The sequence below is a fragment of the Streptomyces sp. NPDC002619 genome, from assembly GCF_042889305.1.
GTDB lineage: Bacteria > Actinomycetota > Actinomycetes > Streptomycetales > Streptomycetaceae > Streptomyces.
In genome coordinates, this window is record NZ_JBIAQV010000010.1 from 73379 (window position 1) to 93034 (window position 19656).

18 protein-coding genes are annotated in these 19656 nt (G+C 70.9%); 9 read left to right on the plus strand and 9 right to left on the minus strand.

Annotated elements, in window-relative coordinates; all coding sequences use genetic code 11:
* Positions 1-30 precede the first annotated feature (30 nt).
* Both ACFYXB_RS18460 and ACFYXB_RS18465 read right to left on the minus strand, forming a co-directional pair.
* Entirely contained in the window at positions 31-852 is an 822-nt protein-coding gene (locus tag ACFYXB_RS18460) for a siderophore-interacting protein (RefSeq protein WP_389583341.1), read from the minus strand.
* 14 nt (positions 853-866) lie between these two features.
* Positions 867-1916 carry an ABC transporter substrate-binding protein gene (locus ACFYXB_RS18465; protein ID WP_389583344.1) on the minus strand — a complete coding sequence of 350 codons (1050 nt, stop codon included), beginning with the start codon at positions 1914-1916 and terminating at the stop codon, positions 867-869.
* 92 nt (positions 1917-2008) lie between these two features.
* Between ACFYXB_RS18465 and ACFYXB_RS18470 the strand changes: the two genes are divergently transcribed.
* Positions 2009-2137 (plus strand): hypothetical protein, encoded by a 129-nt coding sequence (locus ACFYXB_RS18470; RefSeq protein WP_389583347.1) that lies wholly within the window; start codon positions 2009-2011, stop codon positions 2135-2137.
* A complete protein-coding gene (locus tag ACFYXB_RS18475) occupies positions 2134-2862 on the plus strand; it encodes a biliverdin-producing heme oxygenase (protein WP_389583349.1) in 729 nt (242 codons plus the stop codon). Before ACFYXB_RS18470 ends, ACFYXB_RS18475 begins: the two co-directional genes overlap by 4 nt.
* On the opposite strand, the gene ACFYXB_RS18480 is transcribed toward ACFYXB_RS18475, so the two are convergent.
* Genes ACFYXB_RS18480 through ACFYXB_RS18495 form a run of 4 tightly spaced genes read right to left on the minus strand, consistent with a single transcriptional unit; the run spans position 2744 to position 8497 of the window.
* Positions 2744-3904, minus strand: a complete 1161-nt coding sequence (locus ACFYXB_RS18480; RefSeq protein WP_389583352.1) for an acyl-CoA dehydrogenase family protein — start codon at positions 3902-3904, stop codon at positions 2744-2746. The two genes, ACFYXB_RS18475 and ACFYXB_RS18480, sit on opposite strands and share 119 nt — an antisense overlap.
* A 5-nt stretch (positions 3905-3909) precedes the next feature.
* Complete coding sequence (locus ACFYXB_RS18485) at positions 3910-4854, minus strand: hydroxymethylglutaryl-CoA lyase (protein WP_389583355.1); 945 nt, start codon at positions 4852-4854, stop codon at positions 3910-3912.
* The gene (locus ACFYXB_RS18490) at positions 4851-6869 is read right to left on the minus strand and encodes an acetyl/propionyl/methylcrotonyl-CoA carboxylase subunit alpha (RefSeq protein WP_389583357.1); all 2019 of its coding nucleotides are present in this window, start codon (positions 6867-6869) and stop codon (positions 4851-4853) included. The genes ACFYXB_RS18485 and ACFYXB_RS18490 overlap by 4 nt, the downstream gene beginning before the upstream one ends.
* Before the next feature lie 11 nt (positions 6870-6880).
* Positions 6881-8497 (minus strand): carboxyl transferase domain-containing protein, encoded by a 1617-nt coding sequence (locus ACFYXB_RS18495; RefSeq protein WP_389583360.1) that lies wholly within the window; start codon positions 8495-8497, stop codon positions 6881-6883.
* 96 nt (positions 8498-8593) lie between these two features.
* Between ACFYXB_RS18495 and ACFYXB_RS18500 the strand changes: the two genes are divergently transcribed.
* The 3 genes from ACFYXB_RS18500 to ACFYXB_RS18510 all read left to right on the plus strand — a co-directional run bounded on the left by ACFYXB_RS18500 (position 8594) and on the right by ACFYXB_RS18510 (position 11482).
* Positions 8594-9199, plus strand: coding sequence for a TetR/AcrR family transcriptional regulator (locus ACFYXB_RS18500; RefSeq protein WP_389583363.1), 606 nt, complete (start codon positions 8594-8596; stop codon positions 9197-9199).
* Between the two features lie 222 nt (positions 9200-9421).
* On the plus strand, positions 9422-10579 hold the full coding sequence (locus ACFYXB_RS18505; protein WP_351349978.1) for an acyl-CoA dehydrogenase family protein: 1158 nt from the start codon (positions 9422-9424) through the stop codon (positions 10577-10579).
* A 36-nt stretch (positions 10580-10615) separates the two neighbouring features.
* Positions 10616-11482 (plus strand): acyl-CoA thioesterase, encoded by an 867-nt coding sequence (locus tag ACFYXB_RS18510; protein ID WP_389583366.1) that lies wholly within the window; start codon positions 10616-10618, stop codon positions 11480-11482.
* A 128-nt stretch (positions 11483-11610) separates the two neighbouring features.
* Here ACFYXB_RS18510 and ACFYXB_RS18515 read toward each other — a convergent pair whose 3' ends face one another.
* The 3 genes from ACFYXB_RS18515 to ACFYXB_RS18525 form a co-directional block, all read right to left on the minus strand.
* Positions 11611-12054, minus strand: coding sequence for a hypothetical protein (locus tag ACFYXB_RS18515; RefSeq protein ID WP_389583369.1), 444 nt, complete (start codon positions 12052-12054; stop codon positions 11611-11613).
* A 103-nt stretch (positions 12055-12157) separates the two neighbouring features.
* A complete protein-coding gene (locus ACFYXB_RS18520) occupies positions 12158-12946 on the minus strand; it encodes a phosphatase (protein ID WP_389583372.1) in 789 nt (262 codons plus the stop codon).
* Positions 12947-13011: 65 nt separating this feature from the next.
* Positions 13012-14877 carry a PucR family transcriptional regulator ligand-binding domain-containing protein gene (locus ACFYXB_RS18525; protein ID WP_389583375.1) on the minus strand — a complete coding sequence of 622 codons (1866 nt, stop codon included), beginning with the start codon at positions 14875-14877 and terminating at the stop codon, positions 13012-13014.
* 122 nt (positions 14878-14999) lie between these two features.
* Between ACFYXB_RS18525 and ACFYXB_RS18530 the strand changes: the two genes are divergently transcribed.
* The 4 genes from ACFYXB_RS18530 (at position 15000) to ACFYXB_RS18545 (ending at position 19652) form a co-directional block, all read left to right on the plus strand.
* Positions 15000-16460: a sodium:solute symporter gene (locus ACFYXB_RS18530; protein WP_389583378.1), complete on the plus strand. Its 1461-nt coding sequence runs from the start codon at positions 15000-15002 to the stop codon at positions 16458-16460.
* Positions 16461-16534: 74 nt separating this feature from the next.
* A complete protein-coding gene (speB, locus tag ACFYXB_RS18535) occupies positions 16535-17503 on the plus strand; it encodes an agmatinase (RefSeq protein WP_389583381.1) in 969 nt (322 codons plus the stop codon).
* Positions 17500-19185: a thiamine pyrophosphate-binding protein gene (locus tag ACFYXB_RS18540; protein ID WP_389583384.1), complete on the plus strand. Its 1686-nt coding sequence runs from the start codon at positions 17500-17502 to the stop codon at positions 19183-19185. Before speB ends, ACFYXB_RS18540 begins: the two co-directional genes overlap by 4 nt.
* A gap of 122 nt (positions 19186-19307) precedes the next feature.
* Positions 19308-19652, plus strand: coding sequence for a hypothetical protein (locus ACFYXB_RS18545; RefSeq protein ID WP_389583387.1), 345 nt, complete (start codon positions 19308-19310; stop codon positions 19650-19652).
* Positions 19653-19656: the final 4 nt, after the last annotated feature.

The following is a 19656-nucleotide window of genomic DNA, read 5'->3' on the forward strand; positions in this document are numbered from 1 at the left end:
TCGGAAGCGCCGCCTCGCCGGTGTCCGTGATCACTCCTGCTCGCGCAACTGCTCCTCGCTGAGGCCGTGCCGCCAGTAGCCGACGAAGGTCACGCGCCGCCGGTCGATCCCACGCTCGCCGACGAGGTGCCGGCGCAGCTCCTTGACCCGCCCGGACTCGCCCGCGATCCAGACGTACGGCCGTTCGGCGAGCGGGAGTTGAGCGGCGCGTACGGCGTCCACGGCCATGGGGGACCCGTGGGCGCGCACGAGCCACGTGATGTCCGCTTCCGCCGTGGTGGCGAGGTCCTGGATGTCACCGGCGTGCGGCACCTCCAGCCACGCGACGGCGCGCAGACCGGCGGGCAGGGACTCGAGGATGGCGGAGGCGGCGGGTACGGCGGTCTCGTCGCCCCAGATGACGACGAGACCGGTGTCCTCGGGCGGCCGGAAGCGGATGGCGCGGTTGTCGGCGACGGCGGGACCGAGCAGCAGGACACGGGCACCGGCGGTGGCGCGGGAGGCCCAGTGGGAGGCGGGCCCTGCCGGGGCGTGCAGGACGAAGTCGATGTCGATCTCGTCGGGTTCGCGACGCAGGGCGCGGAGGGTGTACGAGCGCATGACGGCCCGTACGTGGTCGGGGAGTTCACGCCAGGCCGCCCACCACCCCTCACCCAGCTCAATGGGCACGACGGGCTCGCTCTGCCCCGGATGCGGCAGGAAGAGCGACAGCGACTGGTCGCGGCCGTGGGAGTGGAAGGCGTGCAGTTCGGGCCCGGTGAAGGTGACCCGGACGAGAGACGGGCCGAGCCGCCTCGTCCGTACGACCTGGAGGATGAAGAAACGGAACGGGGCGGCTACGGCCGTCGTCATGGTGAACCGACTCCTCAGCTGACCTTCTTGGCCCTTTCGATGGCCGCGGCGAGGTCCTCGAGCAGCGGGGCGCACTTGTCGTACGACAGGATCGGCTCGGGGTTGCGGGCGATGACCTGGCCGGCCTTGACCGCGGGCAGCTTCTTCCAGGTGCCCTCGGTGATGTCGGCGCGCTGGATGGCCGAGGTGCGGTTGTCCATCATGATGATGTCCGCGTCGTACTTGTCGACGTTCTCCCAGCTCAGCGACTCGTACCAGCCGCCGCCCTGGGCCTTCGCCTTCTCCGGGGGCTCGACGAAGTTCACGCCGAGGGCCTTGAAGTACTCCAGGTCGATGGAGAGGTTGGAGCCGGAGACGTAGAAGAGGTCCTGGCTCGCGGAACCGGCCAGCACCTTGATGCCGGGCTTGGCCTTGGCGGCGGCGCGCAGCCGGGCGGCCGCGTCCTCGAAGCGCTTCTTGGCCTCGGTGACCTTGGCCGAAGTGGTGTCTCCGCCAAGGGACTTGGCGAGAGCGAGCATGCGCTGGAGCGGTTCGGTCAGCTGGCGGTCGTAGACCGAGATGCCCACGCTCGGGGCGCCGACGGCCTCGATCTTCTTCTTCGACTCGTCCGGGACGTACCAGAGGGTGCCGATGTTGTCGAACATCGTGGAGACGAGCAGGTCGGGCGCGAGGGAGGCGTACTTCTCGATGTTGAACTGGCCCCACTCGTTGCCGAGGACGGTCACCTTGCTTACGTCCATGTCGCCCGCCTGGACGTCGGCCTTGCCGTCCTTGGTCGTCGTCGGGCCGAAGACGCCCTTGGTCTGGACGCCGTAGTCGTAGAGCGCGGCGGCGACACCGACGAACGCGACGATGTTCGAGGGGGTCTTGTCGGCCTTGGCGGTCTGGCCGCGGTCGTCCTTGAAGGTCCAGGGGCCGGACTTCGCCGCCTCCGTGCCCTTGCCGGAGTCGGCGCTTTTCCCGTTGTCGTCGCCGCAGGCCACGAGCGCGGCACCGAGACCGAGGGCGCCGCCCGCGGCGAGGATGCCGCGGCGGGTGAGATGGGTGGCACGGGCATTGGGCATGGGTATGACTGCTTTCGAACGGGGCGAAGCGCCCACCGGACAAGTTCGAAGGTAGGTTAGCCTAACCTCAGTAGCTGTCCAGGGGGTGGGGCGTGGCGCCGCGGTTCACGGGTGTGTGGCCGGAATGCGCCTTCGCCGAGTACTTCGACGTGACGATCGAACGCAAGGGCCGCCTCATCGACCGGCTCCACGAGACGGTCCGGCGCCGGAGCCGCGTATGACGCCCACGGCGGTCGAGCGCCTGCGGTCGAGCACACGCGCCTGGCACGACACCCTGGAGCGCACGCCGTTCGCCACGGCGGTGGTCGCGGGCGCTCTCCCGCTGGACCGGTACGTCGCCCAACTGGCCGCCTACCGCGAGGTCTTGGAGGTCCTCGAGGAGGAGCTGCGCAGAGCCACCTGCCGGCCCGTCACGTCGGTCTGGTCGACGGACCTGGTCAAACTCCCCCTGGTTGAGCGCGACTTGCGCTACTTCGGGGCGCTGGAGGCGGACACGGGAGTGGCGGCGAGGGAGTTCGCCCAGGAGATCCGGAGAACCGCCGAGGCCGTTCCCGAGGAACTACTGGGCTTCCTCTACGTCCTGGAGGGCTCCACCCTGGGCGCGATGATCCTGCGCCGCCACGTCACCGAGGCCTACGGCCTCACCGACCCCGAAGGCGTCGCCTACTACACCAGCGGCGACCGCACCCGCTGGACCTCCTTCACCGCCTGCCTGAACGAGGCCCTCACCTACCCCGACACCCAGACCCGCGTCCTTGCCGCCGCGGAGCGGACCTACCGGCACGTCGCCGCCGTCGCCGAGGAACTGTCCGTGGGCCTCACACGGATCAGCCCACCAGTCCCAACTCCCGAGCAATCAGCATCCGCTGAACCTCGCTCGTCCCCTCGCCGATCTCCAGGATCTTCGAGTCGCGCCACATACGGGCCACCGGGTACTCGTTCATGAAGCCGTAGCCGCCGTGGACCTGGGTGGCGTCGCGGGCGTTGTCCACCGCGATGGTGGAGGAGTAGAGCTTGGCCAGGGCCGCTTCCTTCTTGAAGGGTTCGCCGGCGACCAGGCGGGATGCTGCGTCGCGCCAGGCGAGGCGGGACGTGTGGGCCTTCATCTCCATGTCGGCGATCTTGAATTGGATGGCCTGGTTGGCGCCGATCGGGCGGCCGAAGGCCTGGCGTTCCTTCGCGTACTTCACCGACTCGTCCACGCAGCCCTGCGCCAGGCCGGTGGCGAGCGCCGCGATCGCGATGCGGCCCTCGTCGAGGATGCGGAGGAACTGCGCGTAGCCCCGGCCCTCCTCGCCCAGCAGGTTCGCCGCCGGGACCCGGACGTCCTGGAAGGACAGTTCACGCGTGTCGGACGCGTTCCAGCCGACCTTCGAGTACGGCGCCGCCACCGTGAAGCCCGGCGTGCCCGAGGGCACGATGATCGCTGAGATCTGCGGCCTGCCGTCCGGCTTGCGGCCCGTCACCGCCGTGACCGTCACCAGACCCGTGATGTCCGTGCCCGAGTTGGTGATGAAGCTCTTCGAGCCGTTGATCACCCATTCGTTCGTCTCCGAGTCCAGCCGGGCCGTCGTACGCGTCGCCCCGGCGTCGCTGCCGCCGTCCGGTTCCGTGAGGCCGAACGCGCCCAGGATCTCGCCCGCACACAGACGGGGGAGCCACTCGCGCTTCTGTTCCTCCGTACCGAAGAGGTGGATCGGCATCGCGCCCAGCGAGACCCCGGCCTCCAACGTGATCGCCACGGACGAGTCGACCCTCGCCAACTCCTCCAGCGCGATGCCCAGCGCCAGGTAGTCGCCGCCCATGCCGCCGTACTCCTCCGGGAACGGCAGCCCGAACAGGCCCATACGGCCCATCTCGCGGACGATCTCGTACGGGAACTCGTGCCGCTCGTAGAAGTCGCCGATCTTCGGCGCCACGACATCGTGCGCGAACTCCTGCACCGTGCGGCGGAGTTCCTCCAGCTCGGGGCTGAGACGGTGGTCCATGCTGATCACTGGTCCTTGTGGGAGAGAGCGCGGACGGTACGGGACGGGCTGGGCCGGCCCAGCTGTTCGGCCATCCACACGCTGGTGGCGGTCAGACGGCCGAGGTCGACCCCTGTCTCGATGCCGAGGCCCTGCAGCATCCACACGAGGTCTTCGGTGGCGAGGTTTCCGGTGGCGGACTTGGCGTACGGGCAGCCGCCGAGGCCTCCGGCGGAGGCGTCGATCGTCGTCACGCCGTGCTCCAGCGCCGCGTAGGTGTTGGCGAGCGCCTGGCCGTACGTGTCGTGGAAGTGCACGCCTATCACGTTGGTCTGTACCCCCTCCTCGTTGAGGAGGGAGAGGAGTTCGAGGACGTGCCCCGGGGTGGCGACGCCGATCGTGTCGCCCAGGCTCAGCTCGTCGCAGCCCATGTCCATCAGCGCCTTGCAGACCCTCACCACCTGGTGGAGGGGAACCGCGCCCTCCCACGGGTCGCCGAAGCACATCGACACATAGCCGCGCACGTGCACGCCCTCGTCCTTCGCGTGCCGTACCACCGGGTCGAACACGGCCAGCGACTCGTCCAGCGTGCGGTTGAGATTGGCCTTGGCGAAGGACTCCGTGGCGCTGGCGAAGACGGCCACCCGACGGGCGCCGAGCGCCAGAGCCCGGTCCAGGCCGCGGCGGTTGGGGACCAGCACTGGGAGGGCCACCTCGCGGAGGTCGCTGACCTGCGGGAACAACTCCTCCGCGTCCGCCAGTTGGGGCACCCACTTGGGGTGGACGAAGCTCGTCGCCTCGATCGTCGTCAGGCCCGCGTCGGCCAGCCTGTGGATGAACTCGGCCTTGACCTCCGTCGGTACGGACGTCTTCTCGTTCTGCAGACCGTCGCGCGCGCCCACCTCGTGGATGCGAACCCGCACGGGCAGATCCTGTGCCGGTACGGTCATGGGCAGTCCCAGTTCGGTCATGCCTCGGTCTCCTCGTGCGGTGCGATGACGGCCAGTACCTGGTCCATGGCGACCGTCGTGCCGGGTGTCACGTCCAGTTCGGCGACCGTGCCCGCGTGCGGGGCGGCGATGACGTGCTCCATCTTCATCGCCTCCACCACCAACAGGCTCTGGCCCGCGGTCACTTCGTCCCCGACGGCCACCTTCACGACGGTGACCGTGCCGGGCATGGGCGCGGTGAGGGAATCGGCGCCCGCGTGTCCGGCCCCGGTGAGCGATGCGGCCACCGGGTCGTGGTCGCGCACCTGCCAGGCGTCGCCGTCGCGGCCCAGCCAGGTGCCGTCCGGCATGGCGGCGAAGGTGTGGGCGACGCCGTCGAGCCGGAAGGTGAACCGGTGCTCGCCGTCAGGCCGCGGGGGCACGCCCCCGGACCCCCGCAGAGGCTTGTCGGCCCCTGGCAGCAGCAGCTCCGTCCCTCCGTCCGGCGTGCTGCGCACGCGCACGGTCACCGGTTCGTGGCCCGGCACCCGCAGGTGATGCCCCGTCCAGGCCCGCTCGCCGCCCATGCGCCAGCCGTCCGCGGCGGCGAACGGGTCGGCCCAACCGCAGCCGCCGGCGGGCACGAGAGAGGCCTGGCGCAGCAGCGCCGCCGCCGCGTACGCCTCCGCCGGCACCTCGTCCGGTACGAGCCCGTCCACTTCTCGCTCGACCAGCCCCGTGTCCAACTCGCCCGCCACGACCGCCGGATGGGCCAGGAGCCGGCGCAGGAAGCCCGCGTTGGTCTGCACGCCCAGCGTGACGGTCCCCGCGAGCGCCGCCCGCAGTTTCCGCAGCGCGGTCTCCCTGTCCGGGCCGTACGCGATCACCTTGGACAGCATCGGGTCGTACAGGCTGCCCACCTCCGCGCCCTCGGTCAGCCCGGAGTCGGTGCGCACGCCGTCACCCTGCGGCTCGCGCAGCTTCAGGACCGTCCCGCCCGACGGCAGGAACCCGCGCGAAGGGTCCTCCGCGCAGATGCGGGCCTCGATCGCGTGGCCGGTGAGACGGATGTCCTCCTGTGCGAAGCCCAGCCGCTCGCCCGCCGCCACCCGTAGCTGCCACTCCACCAGGTCGAGGCCGGTGATCAGCTCGGTCACCGGGTGTTCCACCTGGAGGCGGGTGTTCATCTCCATGAAGTAGTACGACGACGGGTCCCCGCCCGGCACGATGAACTCCACCGTGCCCGCGCCCCGGTACCCGCACGACCGTGCCGCCTGCACGGCAGCCTCGCCCATCGCGGCCCGGGTCCGCGCGTCCAGGAGCACGCTCGGTGCCTCCTCGACGATCTTCTGGTGCCGGCGCTGGAGCGAGCACTCGCGCTCGCCCAGGTGGACGACGTTCCCATGGCCGTCCGCCAGGACCTGGATCTCGATGTGCCGGGGCCGGTCCACCCAGCGCTCGACGAGCAGCGTGTCGTCGCCGAAGGAGGCGCGGGCCTCGCGGCGGGCGGCGGCGATCTCGTCCTCCAGCGCCGACAGCTCCCGCACCAGCCGCATGCCCTTGCCGCCGCCGCCCGCGGACGGCTTGAGCAGCACCGGTACGCCGATCTCCCGTGCCGCTTCGGCGAGTTGGGCGTCGGACAGCCCGCTGCCACTGGAGCCGGGGACGACGGGCACCCCGGCCGCCTGCACCGTCTCCTTCGCGCGGATCTTGTCACCCATCAGGGAGATCGCCTCCGCCGGCGGCCCGATGAAGACGAGCCCCGCCTCGGTGCACGCCCGCGCGAAGCCGGCGTTCTCCGCCAGGAAGCCGTACCCGGGGTGGACGGCCTGCGCGCCCGTGCGGGCGGCGGCCTCCAGGAGCCGCTCCACCGACAGATAGCTCTCGGCCGCCGGCGCCGGACCGATCCGTACCGCTGCGTCGGCCTCGCGTACGTGCCGCGCGTCGGCGTCGGCGTCCGAGAAGACGGCCACCGAGCGCACGCCGAGCGAGCGCAGCGTACGGATCACGCGTACGGCGATCTCGCCCCGGTTGGCCACCAGCACTGTGTCGAACACGGTTCCCCTCCTCACATCCGGAAGACGCCGAACTGGGGGTCTCCCAGAGGCGCGTTGGCACAGGCGGTCAGGGCCAGGCCCAGCACCTGGCGGGTCTCCAGCGGGTCGATCACGCCGTCGTCCCAGAGGCGGGCGGTCGCGTAGTAGGCGTTGCCCTGGCGCTCGTACTGGGCGCGGATCGGGGCCTTGAACGCGTCCTCCTCCTCGGCCGGCCAGGAGTCGCCACGGGCCTCGATCTGGTCCCGCTTGACGGTCGCGAGGACCGAGGCGGCCTGTTCGCCGCCCATCACCGAGATCTTGGCGTTCGGCCACATCCACAGGAAGCGGGGGGAGTAGGCCCGGCCGCACATCGAGTAGTTGCCCGCGCCGTACGACCCGCCGACCACCACGGTCAGCTTCGGCACGCGCGTGCACGCCACGGCCGTCACCATCTTGGCGCCGTGCTTGGCGATGCCGCCCGCCTCGTAGTCCCTGCCCACCATGAAGCCGGAGATGTTCTGCAGGAACACCAGCGGGATGCCGCGCTGGTCGCACAGCTCGATGAAGTGGGCGCCCTTCTGGGCGGACTCGGAGAACAGGATGCCGTTGTTGGCGACGATCCCGACGGGGTGGCCGTGGATGCGGGCGAAGCCGGTGACCAGGGTCTGGCCGAACTCGGCCTTGAACTCGGAGAAGCGGGAGCCGTCGACCACACGCGCGATGATCTCCCGCACGTCGTAGGGGGTGCGGGAGTCGACGGGCACTGCGCCGTAGAGGCCGTACGGGTCGACCTTCGGCTCGACGACCGGCTGCACCTCCCAGGGCAGCGGTCCGCGCGCGGGGAGCGTGGCGACGATGTTCCGTACGATCCGCAGCGCGTGCGCGTCGTCCTCGGCGAGGTGGTCGGTGACACCGGAGATCCGGGAGTGGACCTCGCCGCCGCCCAGCTCCTCGGCCGTGACGACCTCGCCGGTGGCGGCCTTCACGAGTGGGGGACCGCCCAGGAAGATCGTGCCCTGATTGCGCACGATGACGGCCTCGTCGCTCATCGCCGGGACGTACGCCCCGCCCGCCGTGCACGAGCCGAGCACCGCCGCGACCTGCGGGATGCCCGCGCCGGACATCCGGGCCTGGTTGTAGAAGATCCGCCCGAAGTGCTCGCGGTCGGGGAAGACCTCGTCCTGCATGGGCAGGAAGGCCCCTCCCGAGTCGACGAGGTACACACAGGGGAGGCGGTTCTCGAGGGCGACCTCCTGCGCGCGCAGGTGCTTCTTCACGGTCATCGGGTAGTACGTCCCGCCCTTGACCGTGGCGTCGTTGGCGACGACCACGCACTCGCGCCCGCTGACCCGCCCGATCCCGGCGATGACACCGGCGGCGGGGGCCTGCCCGTCGTAGAGCCCGTCGGCCGCCAACGGCGCCAGCTCCAGGAAGGGCGAGCCGGGGTCGAGCAGCGTGTCCACCCGGTCGCGGGGCAGCAGCTTGCCGCGCGCGGTGTGCCGGGCGCGTGCCTTGTCGCCGCCGCCCAGCCGGGCCGCGGCGAGCTTGCCGTGCAACTCCTCGACGAGCGCGCGGTGCGCCTCCTCGTTGGCCTGCCAGGCCGCCGACGCGGGGTCGGCCGCGCTCGTCAGCTCCGGTGCCTCGTGCATCCTTGCGGTCCCCTCACCCAGTGGTTGACTGTTAATGAGCGTTAACCATTTCCTTCAGGTTAACGACCGCTAACGTCCCTGTCTAGAATTGCTTTCATGGTCACCAGAACCGACGCCCCCACCCGCCGTGAGCAGATCCTCAAGGAGGCCGCCCGGCTCTTCGCCGAGCGCGGCTTCCACGGCGTCGGTGTCGACGAGATAGGAGCCGCGGTCGGGATCAGCGGCCCCGGTCTGTACCGGCACTTCGCGGGCAAGGACGCGATGCTGGCGGAGCTCCTCGTCGGCATCAGCGGTCAGCTGCTGACCGGGGCGAAGCGGCGCCTGCAGGAGGCCGACGGGACGGCCGGCCCCGAGGCGGTCCTCGACTCCCTGATCGAGGGGCACATCGACTTCGCGCTCGACGACCGTCCCCTGATCACCCTGCACGACCGCGAGCTGGACCGCCTCCGGGACACCGACCGTAAGCTGGTCCGCCAGCTCCAGCGGCAGTACGTCGAGCTGTGGGTGGAGGTCGTCCGGACGGTGTACCCGTCGCTGGCCGAGCCGACGGCCCGCTCGGCGGTGCACTCGGTCTTCGGGCTCCTGAACTCGACACCGCACCTGGGGCGCCCGGCCGCGCTGCCCGGTCGGGCGGTCACGGCCGAACTGCTCCACCGGATGGCGCGGGGGGCGTTCGCGGCGGCGGGTCCGACGGATAGCTGAGTGGTGGTCCGGCGGGCCCGTCGGCCGGGCTTCACCTCGGTACTACTTCCGCCGCTACGGCAAGGCGGGCAACGACGCGAGCTGACCGCTGCCCGGCGTGACGAGCGTTACGGTCGGGCTCCCCTGGACGGGTGTCCGTACTCGCCGGTACGGTTGGGTCTGAGCAAGCGCTTAGACATGTGCACGTAAGTGCCCGAAGAACCCCCGGTGGAGGTGGCGGCGATGCGCCGTACGGTGTTCAACGAGGACCACGAGGCGTTCCGGGAGACTCTCCGCGCCTTCATCGAGGCCGAGGTCGTGCCGGTGTACGACGAGTGGTTCGCCGCGGGCATCGCGCCGCGCGAGTTCTACTACAAGCTCGCCGAGCTCGGCATCTTCGGCATCCGCGTCGACGAGGAGTACGGCGGCGCCGGCATCGACTCGTACAAGTTCGAGGCCGTCATGTACGAGGAGACGGCCCGCGCGGGTGTCCAGTTCGGCGGCTCCGGTGTGCACGTGCTGCTCGGTCTGCCGTACATCAAGCTGCTCGCCAACGACGAGCAGAGGAAGCGCTTCCTGCCGAAGTTCGTCACCGGCGAGGAGATGTGGGCCATAGCGATGACCGAGCCGGGTACCGGCTCCGACCTCGCGGGCATGAAGACCACCGCCAAGCTCTCCGAGGACGGCACGCACTATGTCCTCAACGGCGCCAAGACCTTCATCACCGGCGGCGTGCACGCCGACCGCATGATCGTCTGCGCCCGCACCTCCGCGCCCACCGCCGAGGACCGCCGCCACGGCATCTCCCTCTTCGTCGTGGACACCAAGTCCGAGGGCTACTCCGTCGGCCGCAAGCTCGACAAGCTGGGCCTGAAGACCTCCGACACCGCCGAGCTGGCGTTCGTCGACGTCAAGGTGCCCGTCGAGGACCTCCTCGGCGAGGAGAACAAGGGCTTCTACTACCTCGGCCACAACCTGGCCTCCGAGCGCTGGGGCATCGCCTTCGGCGCCTACGCGCAGGCCAAGGCCGCCGTCCGGTTCGCCAAGCAGTACGTCCAGGACCGCACCGTCTTCGGCAAGCCCGTCGCCCACTTCCAGAACACCAAGTTCGAGCTGGCCGCCTGCCAGGCCGAGGTGGACGCCGCCGAGGCCGTCGTCGACCGTGCGACGGAGGCCCTCGACGCCGGTGAGCTCACCCCCGCCGAGGCCGCCAGCGCCAAGCTGTTCTGCACCGAGGTCGCCCACCGCGTCATCGACCGCTGCCTCCAACTGCACGGCGGCTACGGCTACATGAACGAGTACCCGATCGCCCGCCTCTACGCGGACAACCGGGTGAACCGCATCTACGGCGGGACCAGCGAGATCATGAAGACGATCATCGCAAAGGACATGGGCCTGTAAGGTCCGCGAAATTACTGGCGGGTACAACTGACTCCCATGAGCCAGGCACTTCAGGATCTCCTCGATCTGCTCGACCTCGAGCAGATCGAGGAGAACATCTTCCGCGGCCAGTCCCGGTCCGCCGTCGTCCCCCGCGTCTTCGGCGGACAGGTCGCGGCCCAGGCGCTGGTCGCCGCCGGGCGTACGGTCCCCGCGGACCGACTCGCCCATTCCCTGCACGCGTACTTCCTGCGCCCCGGCGACCCTGGCGCGCCCATCGTCTACACCGTCGAGCGCATCCGTGACGGCCGATCCTTCACCACCCGCCGGGCCATCGGGGTCCAGCACGGCCGGCCGATCTTCGCGCTGTCGGCGTCCTTCCAGACGTACGAGGACGGCCTCGAGCACCAGGCCGAGATGCCGCCCGCGCCCGACCCGGCCACGCTGCCCACCTCCGAGGAGCGGCTGCGCGACTACGGCCACCTCGACCCGCAGGTCGTCGAGAAGTTCATCGAGGCCCGCGAGGCCATCGACCTGCGCTATGTCGACGAGCCGCCGTTCGGGAAGTTCGGCGAGCCGCGCGAGCCGCACAGCCAGGTGTGGTTCCGCACCAACGGCAAGCTCGCCGACGACCCGCTGCTGCACGTCGTCCTCGCCACCTATGTCTCCGACATGACGCTGCTCGACTCCGTGCTGCTCGCGCACGGCCGCGGCGGCTGGGCCGTCGGTGACGTCGTCGGGGCCTCGCTGGACCACGCGATGTGGTTCCACCGCCCGTTCCGCGCCGACGAGTGGCTGCTGTACGACCAGGAATCGCCATCGGCGCACGGCGGCCGGGGCCTCGGCCAGGCTCGCATCTACACCCAGGACGGCAGACTCGCCATCTCGGTGATCCAGGAGGGTGTGGTCCGCGTCCCCCGGTAACCCCTGTGGACAGTGGGATTCCCGAGGTGCCGAGTTGCCTGCGCGGGACTAGGCTCTATGAGTGAAAGCCGCACGCACGGTACCCCTGGCCGATCAGGTCAGAAGACCGCAGGCCGAGCCCGTGCGTTTCAGATGAATACGCGGTGACACCTACGACCGAGCCGCATTTTCTTGCTCCATGCGGCTGCGGCCATCCGCTCTCCCAAGCCTCCCTCCGGGAGACGCGAGAGACGATGGAACGAAAGGTATCTCTCATGCGAGCACAACGTGCCAGGCGCCTTTTCGCGGTGTCTGCCGCCGGAGTGCTGATCGCCGGTGGCGTCGCGATCGGTACAGCGGGCACCGCCTCGGCGGCCGAACACTCCTATGACCACGGCAGCTACAGTCAAAACGACGGCGGCCACGGCGGCGGTCACGGTGGCGGCCACGGTGGCGGTCACGGCGGCGGTCACGGTGGCGGCCATGGCGGCTACGGTGGCGGCCATGGCGGCTACGGCGGCGGTCATGGCGGCTACGGCGGCGGTCACGGTGGCGGCGGTCACGGTGGCGGCGGTCACGGTGGCGGCGGTCACGGTGGTGGCGGCGGTCGCTGACCCAACATGGAAGACGCGATGTGCGGGTCCCTCAACAGGGCCGCACATCGCGGCATTCAACGGCACAGGAGTGTGAACTCCCTTACGCCAGGCCCGCTTCCGTCAGCAGATACGCCGTCATCGGGTCGTAGTGACGCGGGCTGAGCACATGGTCGTCGAGCGGCACGGCCACCTGGAGCGTGCCCTCCGACTCGGCGAGGAACAGGGCCGGGTCGTTGCAGTCGGCGTATCCGACCGAGTCGATGCCGTGCTGGGCGGCGAACCCGGCCCAGCCGTGGTCGGCGACCACCAGGTCCGGCGGCGTGGAGCCCTCGCGCTCAAGTCCCGTGAGAATGGCGCGCATCGGCTCGCCCGAGTGGGTGTGCCAGAGCGTCGCGCCGTGCTCCAGGACGGCCACGTCCGCGAACTGCATGACATACCCCTCGTCCGTCTGCAGCCCGTCCGGGATGACCACGATGTCGCAGCCTGCGGCGCGCAGCGCGGCAGCCGTGGCCCGGTGCACGTCGAGCAGACCGCCCGGATGGCCGGTCGCGAACAGCACCCGCTGCCGTCCCTCGGCGGCCTTGCGCAGCCGGGCGGCCATCCTGTGCAGGGCGTCAACCGTCAACTCCGGGTCAATCGTGTCCTGTCCGTACCGGTACTCGGGGTCGTCGTTCACCCCGACCCGCTCCGCCATCACCGCGAGCACGTCCTGCTCGTCGGTCCAGCGGTCGTCGAGTTCGAGGCCGAGCCAGAAGTTGCGGTCGCCGTTGGCCAGCTTGCGGTAGTGGGAGAGGTTGTTCTCGCGGGGCGTGGCGACGTCGCCCGCGATACGGGTCGTCACCAGGTGGTCGACGAGCTCGGCGCGGCTGGGTGTCCCGGGTATCGGCATGCCCCCATTGTGGGGCAGGGCGGGGGGCGATTCCCCTGCGTATCGCACGCTGGGACGCGGGTCACTCACACCTGCCCCAGGGCGAACCACAGTTCCATGCGCACGTCGGGATCGTCGAGGTCCGTGCCGAGGAGCGCGGCACACCGGGAGATCCGCTGCCGCACGGTGTTGCGGTGCACGGCCAGGGCGACCGCGGTACGGTCCCAACTCCCGTGCAGGGACAGCCAGGTGCGCAATGTCTCGGTCAGCGCGGGGTGCTCGGCGAGCGGCGCGAGCAGCTCACGGGCGTACGCCTGCGCCTCGTCCGGCGCGACCAGTTGTCCCAGCCCTGGGCGGCTGCCGTGCCGGACCAGTGCGGTGCGGGTGGCGCGGGCGCGGGCCAGCGCACGGGCCGCCTGGGTGTCGGCCGCCGGCCACTCGTGCGGGGCGACGGCGGCGCTGATGCCGAGGGTCCAGCCGGGCTGCGGGGCGGGCTCGCGGTCGGACGGTACGAGGACGCGTACGACGTCGCGGGCGAGGTCGACCAGCGCCGAGCCCAGTGCCGCGCCCAGCGCGGAGGCGGCGACGGCGTCCGGCGACTGGTCCGTGGGCCGGGCGTGCACGACGACCCACCGGCCCGCTCCGAGGAGCGGCGCCACGTCCTCCGGCCGCGCGCCGAGCAGCAGCCGTACGAGCGCCGACCCGCGTGCCGCGCCGGCCCCGCTCTGATGCTCCCCGGTGAGGAGGGAGAGCAGCACGGCGGCGACGGAGGCGATGGTGTGATCCCCGGCTTCACGCCGGGACGCGGCGACCCCGAGAACGAAGCCCTGCCCGGTGCCCAGCGCGTAGGCGGCGAGGTGGGTGCCCGCGACGGTGTCGGTGGCGGAGGTGGGGGCGGGGGACGAGGCCGGGGCCGGGGTTTGTTCGGGGCGGGGAATGGAGGCCTGTGCCTGTCTGGGTCGGTGGGTGGGGGGCTGTGTCCGTGCGGGCTGGGGGCCGGGGGTCTGTGCTTGGGCGGGTTGGGGGCCGGGGGTCTGTGTCCGTGCGGGTTGGTCGGCGGGGGCCGGTGCCTGGGCGGGTCGGGGGTCGGGGGCGTGTGCCTGTGCGGGCTGGGGGCCGTGGGTCTGCGCCTGGGCGGGTTGGCCGGCGGGGGCCGGTGGTTGGGCGGGCTGGGGGCCGGGGGTCTGTGCCTGCGCGGGACGGGGGCCGGGAGCGGGTGTCTCTGCGGTTCGCAGGACGGGGGACTGCGCCCGTCTGGACTGTGGGGCCGGTGCCCTTGTGGGCTGCGGGGCGGTGGCCTGGGCTCGTGTGGGTCGGACCACCTCGGCCAGTGTCTCCAGCGCCGCCCGTGCCTCGTCGCCCGGCTCCCGCCCTGCCCACGCGATCCGCGTGCCGTCGGGGCCGTACAGGACCGCCAGGCCGCCCAGGCGCTGGGAGAGGCGGCGCAGGACCGAGGGGATCGGGTCGGGGCGGGATGCGGCGGACGCGAGGCTCTGCTGGGCCTCCGTGACTCGGCGGAGCTCCGCCGTCCGAGCCTCGGCCATCAGCTGCCACACGGCGCGGGCGATGCCGGAGAAGGTCGTCCGGGGCGGGACCTCGATCAGGGGAAGGCCGTACGCCTCGCAGGCCGCCACCAGCGCGCGCGGCACCGTGTCGTGGACCGGAGCCAGACCGAAGCCGAGGGCCGCGCCGCCCGCCGCCACGATCCGGCCCACGTAGTCGTCGAAGTAGGTGCCCGAGCCCGCCGCCTCCGGGATGTGCACGCCCGCCGACAGCAGCAGCTCGCCGCCCAGCAGGTACGGGTACGGGTCGGCCATCTCCGAGGTGTGCACCCAGTGGATGACGATGTCCGGATCGGAGGGGCCCGCGATCTGGCGCAGGCCCAGGTCCTCGCGGGCCAGCAGCGCCGAGAGGGGCACCGGTGGCGTGGGCGGAACAGAGGGCTCCGGCATGGTGTGCGTTTCCTTCACTCCCTGCGGCTCCAGTGGATGAAACGTACACTTCCAGGGCCCTTTTCGGCCACCTAGGGTCAACCCCCGAAGCACATCAGCCGTCAACCGAGAGGTGGGTTCGCATGGCCGTCGACTACACCGTGATCGTCGTCTATCTCGCCGGCATGCTGGCCATGGGCTGGTGGGGCATGCGCCGCGCCAAGTCCAAGAGCGAGTTCCTGGTCGCCGGCCGGCGGCTGGGTCCCGCCATGTACTCCGGCACGATGGCCGCGATCGTCCTCGGCGGCGCCTCTACCATCGGCGGCGTGGGCCTCGGCTACCAGTACGGCCTCTCCGGCGCCTGGATGGTCTTCACCATCGGCCTCGGCCTGCTCGCCCTGTCGGTCTTCTTCTCCGCCCGCATCGCCCGCCTCAAGGTCTACACCGTCTCCGAGATGCTGGACCTGCGCTACGGCGGCCGGGCCGGGGTGATCTCCGGTGTCGTCATGTGGGCGTACACGCTCATGCTCGCCGTCACCTCGACCATCGCCTACGCCACGATCTTCGACGTCCTCTTCGACATGAACCGCACCGTCGCGATCGTCCTCGGCGGCTCGATCGTCGTCGCGTACTCGACGCTCGGCGGCATGTGGTCCATCACGCTCACCGACATGGTGCAGTTCGTGGTCAAGACGATCGGCGTGCTGCTCCTGCTCCTGCCGATCGCTGTGGTCAAGGCGGGCGGGTTCAGCGAGATGAAGGCCAGGCTGCCCACCGAGTACTTCGACCCGCTGGGCATCGGCGGCGAGACGATCTTCACCTACGTGCTGATCTACACCTTCGGCATGCTGATCGGTCAGGACATCTGGCAGCGCGTGTTCACCGCCCGCAGTGACAAGACCGCCAAGTGGGGCGGCACGGTGGCCGGAACCTACTGTCTGGCGTACGCCCTCGCCGGCGCCGTCATCGGCACGGCCGCCAAGGTGATCTACCCCAAGTTCGGCAGCCCCGACGAGGCCTTCGCGACCATCGTCAAGGACGAACTCCCCGTCGGTGTGCGCGGCCTGGTGCTGGCCGCCGCCCTGGCCGCCGTGATGTCGACGTCCTCGGGCGCGCTGATCGCCTGCGCCACCGTCGCCAACAACGACATCTGGTCCCGGCTGCGGGGAGCCGTACGCCCTGACACGGACGCGCACGACGAGGTCAGGGGCAACCGCGCCTTCATCCTGATCATGGGCGTCGCCGTGATCGGCACGGCCATCGCGCTCAACAACGTCGTCGAGGCGCTGACCGTCGCCTACAACCTCCTCGTCGGTGGCCTCCTCGTCCCGATCCTCGGCGGACTGCTGTGGAAGCGCGGCACCGCGCACGGCGCCCTCGCCTCGGTGATCGTCGGCGGCCTCGCCGTCATCGGCCTGATGGCCGGATACGGCATCCTCGCCAACGAGCCCGTCTACTACGGCCTGCTCTCCTCCCTCGTCGTCTACGTCGCCGTCTCCCTGGCGACGAAACCCACCGACGCGGCCGTCCTGTCCGCCTGGCGGGACCGGCTCGCCGGAAGGGCCCCTGATCGCGCGTCCGAACCGGTCCCGGCTCACCAGTAGAGTCGTACGACAAGACGTACAAGAAGAACAAGCGGTACGTGCGCGATGAAGCGCAGGAAAGAAGGCATTCCACCATGAGCGGCAACGAGACGCCCCGCGGCCCTGTCGACTCCTCCCGCATCCCGCGGTACGCCGGTCCCGCGACCTTCGCCCGGCTGCCCCGGCTCGACGAGGTCGGCACCACCGACGTAGCCGTGGTGGGCGTGCCGTTCGACTCCGGCGTCTCGTACCGGCCGGGCGCCCGCTTCGGCGGCAACGCCATCCGTGAGGCGTCCCGGCTGCTGCGCCCCTACAACCCGGCGCAGGACGCCTCCCCCTTCGCGCTCGCCCAGGTCGCGGACGGCGGCGACATCGCCGTGAACCCGTTCAACATCAACGAGGCCGTGGACACCATCGAGGCCGCGGCCGACGAGCTGCTCGGCACCGGTGCCCGTCTCATGACCCTGGGCGGCGACCACACCATCGCGCTCCCGCTGCTGCGCTCGGTCGCCAAGAAGCACGGCCCCGTCGCCCTGCTCCACTTCGACGCGCACCTCGACACCTGGGACACCTACTTCGGCGCCGAGTACACGCACGGCACCCCGTTCCGGCGGGCGGTGGAGGAGGGCATCCTCGACACCGAGGCGCTCTCCCACGTCGGCACGCGCGGCCCGCTGTACGGCAAGCAGGACCTCACCGACGACGAGAAGATGGGCTTCGGCATCGTCACCTCCGCCGACATCTACCGGCGCGGCGCCGACGAGGTCGCCGACCAGCTGCGGCAGCGCATCGGCGACCGGCCCCTCTACATCTCCATCGACATCGACTGCCTCGACCCGGCCCACGCGCCCGGCACGGGCACGCCTGAGGCCGGCGGCATGACCTCCCGCGAACTCCTCGAGATCCTGCGCGGGCTGGCATCCTGCAACCTGGTCTCGGCGGACGTCGTCGAGGTCGCCCCCGCGTACGACCACGCGGAGATCACCTCGGTGGCGGCCTCCCACACGGCGTACGAACTGACCACGATCATGACCCTGCAGATCGCGGAGGCTCGCGCGAAGTGACGCACGACCACGACCTGGTGCTCCGTCCCACGGCGGCACAGACCTCGGCAGCGCTGAATCCTCCCCCGGGACGCAACGGCGGAGACCTGGTCGTGGAGACCCTGGCCGGGCTCGGCGCGACCACCGTCTTCGGTCTGCCCGGCCAGCACGCCCTCGGCATGTTCGACGCGCTGCGCCGCTCCGACCTGCGGTACGTGGGCCTGCGGGTGGAGAACAACGCCGGGTTCGCGGCGGACGCGTACGGCCGGATCACGGGCGAGGCCGCGCCGCTGCTCCTGTCGACCGGGCCGGGCGCGCTGACCTCACTGGCCGCGCTCCAGGAAGCGGCGGCGGCCTCCGCCCCGGTCCTGGCGATCAGCAGCCAGATCCCCAGCGCCGGTCTGGGCGGCGGCCGGCACGGCTATCTGCACGAACTCCCGGACCAGTCCGCCTCGTTCCGGGGTGTGGTGAAGTCGGTCCACACCGTCCGCACCCAGTCGCAGATCCCCTCGGCGATCGCGGCGGCCTGGAGGTCGGCGCTGACCGCTCCGCACGGCCCGGTGTGGGTGGAGATCCCGCAGGACGTCCTCCTCGCCGAGACCTCGGTGCCGGTGGTGACCGCGGTGGACGCGACCCCGGACGAGCTGCCACCGCGCCTCGAACTCACGGCTGTGGCTGCCGACTTGCTGTCCCGCGCCGAACGCCCGGCGATCATCGCGGGCGGCGGAGTCGTACGGGCGGACGCCTCCGGCAAGCTGAAGCAGCTGGCCGAGAAGCTCGACGCCACCGTGGTGACGACCTTCGGCGGCAAGGGCGCCTTCCCCTGGACGCACCCGCTCTCGCTCCAGTCCTGGCTGGAGGACCGTCACACGACCGACTTCCTCGAGGACGCGGACGTGGTCCTCGTGGTGGGCTCGGGCCTCGGTGAACTCTCCTCGAACTACCACACGTTCAAACCGCGTGGCCGGGTCATTCACATCGAGGCGGACCTCGGCAAGCTGGAGGCCAACCACCCGGCGCTGGGCATCCACGCGGACGCGCGCCTCGCGCTCCAGGCCCTGCTGGAGACGGTGGACGCGCGGACGGACCCGACGGCCCCGGAGCGGGTACGGAACCTGCTCTCCCGTGTCTCCGAGCGGATCGCCTCCCAGGAACTCACCCTGGAACAGGACGTGTTGAGAGCGGTCCGGGCTGCGCTGCCCGCCGGCTCACCGTCCTTCTGGGACATGACGATCCTGGCGTACTGGGCGTGGTCGGCCTTCGACCCGCAGGGTGTGAACACCATGCACTCGGCCCAGGGCGCCGGCGGTCTCGGCTACGGCTTCCCGGCGGCGCTCGGCGCGGCCGCCGCCGACCCGAGCCGCCCGGTCCTCGCCGTGTCCGGCGACGGCGGCGCGCTCTACTCGATCGCCGAGCTGGCGACGGCCCGGCAGTACGGGCTGAACGTCACCTGGCTGATCGTCGACGACGGCGGCTACGGCATCCTGCGCGAGTACATGACCGACGCGTTCGGCGAGGCGACGGCGACGGAACTGACGCGCCCCGACTACGTGGCGCTCGCCGAGTCCTTCGGGGTGCCCGGAGCCCGTACGACCCCCGAGACCCTGGAGGCCGACCTCGCGAAGGCGCTGACGTCCCCCGGCCCGTCGGTGGTCGTACTCCCGGCGCTGCTGCGGATGTTCGCGCCCACGCACCTGGACTGAACTGTGTTTGTTCCGTGGCGGTGTTGGGGTTGTCGCGCAAGCGCTTTCGCCAGGTCGGTCCGAGGTCTCCCTCCGGCACGGGGGCCGGTGTCATGATGTGGACCATGACTGAGGGGGATGCAGTGCCCGAATTAGGCGTGCGGGTCCGGTTGGACGGCAGAGCGAGCGACAGTGACGTCAACGCTCTGAAGGCGTGGCTCGAGCGGGAGAAGCCGCTGGAGGAGCGGATCCGCGAGGACACTCTCCGCATCGAAGTGCGGCACCGCACGGACCAGCCCCCGGGGCACATGGGCTTCGGCACGGAGATCGTGCTCGTGGTGCTCGGCTCCGCCACCTCGGCCGCCGTCACGGGACTCATGGGGTACGTCGAACGGGCGGTGCGGGCCTGGCTGGAGAACCGGGGACGGGTGGAGAGCGGGGAATCACCCACGCCGAGCGTCGAGCCGCTGGACTCCGACGAGAGGTAGTCCG

Bases quoted from the DNA above. Each gene is read 5' to 3' on its own strand.
- ACFYXB_RS18460 (WP_389583341.1), bottom strand. From the start codon at position 852: ATGACGACGGCCGTAGCCGCCCCGTTCCGTTTCTTCATCCTCCAGGTC.
- ACFYXB_RS18465 (WP_389583344.1), bottom strand. From the start codon at position 1,916: ATGCCCAATGCCCGTGCCACCCATCTCACCCGCCGCGGCATCCTCGCC.
- ACFYXB_RS18475 (WP_389583349.1), top strand. From the start codon at position 2,134: ATGACGCCCACGGCGGTCGAGCGCCTGCGGTCGAGCACACGCGCCTGG.
- ACFYXB_RS18480 (WP_389583352.1), bottom strand. From the start codon at position 3,904: ATGGACCACCGTCTCAGCCCCGAGCTGGAGGAACTCCGCCGCACGGTG.
- ACFYXB_RS18485 (WP_389583355.1), bottom strand. From the start codon at position 4,854: ATGACCGAACTGGGACTGCCCATGACCGTACCGGCACAGGATCTGCCC.
- ACFYXB_RS18495 (WP_389583360.1), bottom strand. From the start codon at position 8,497: ATGCACGAGGCACCGGAGCTGACGAGCGCGGCCGACCCCGCGTCGGCG.
- ACFYXB_RS18500 (WP_389583363.1), top strand. From the start codon at position 8,594: ATGGTCACCAGAACCGACGCCCCCACCCGCCGTGAGCAGATCCTCAAG.
- ACFYXB_RS18505 (WP_351349978.1), top strand. From the start codon at position 9,422: ATGCGCCGTACGGTGTTCAACGAGGACCACGAGGCGTTCCGGGAGACT.
- ACFYXB_RS18510 (WP_389583366.1), top strand. From the start codon at position 10,616: ATGAGCCAGGCACTTCAGGATCTCCTCGATCTGCTCGACCTCGAGCAG.
- ACFYXB_RS18520 (WP_389583372.1), bottom strand. From the start codon at position 12,946: ATGCCGATACCCGGGACACCCAGCCGCGCCGAGCTCGTCGACCACCTG.
- ACFYXB_RS18525 (WP_389583375.1), bottom strand. From the start codon at position 14,877: ATGCCGGAGCCCTCTGTTCCGCCCACGCCACCGGTGCCCCTCTCGGCG.
- ACFYXB_RS18530 (WP_389583378.1), top strand. From the start codon at position 15,000: ATGGCCGTCGACTACACCGTGATCGTCGTCTATCTCGCCGGCATGCTG.
- speB (WP_389583381.1), top strand. From the start codon at position 16,535: ATGAGCGGCAACGAGACGCCCCGCGGCCCTGTCGACTCCTCCCGCATC.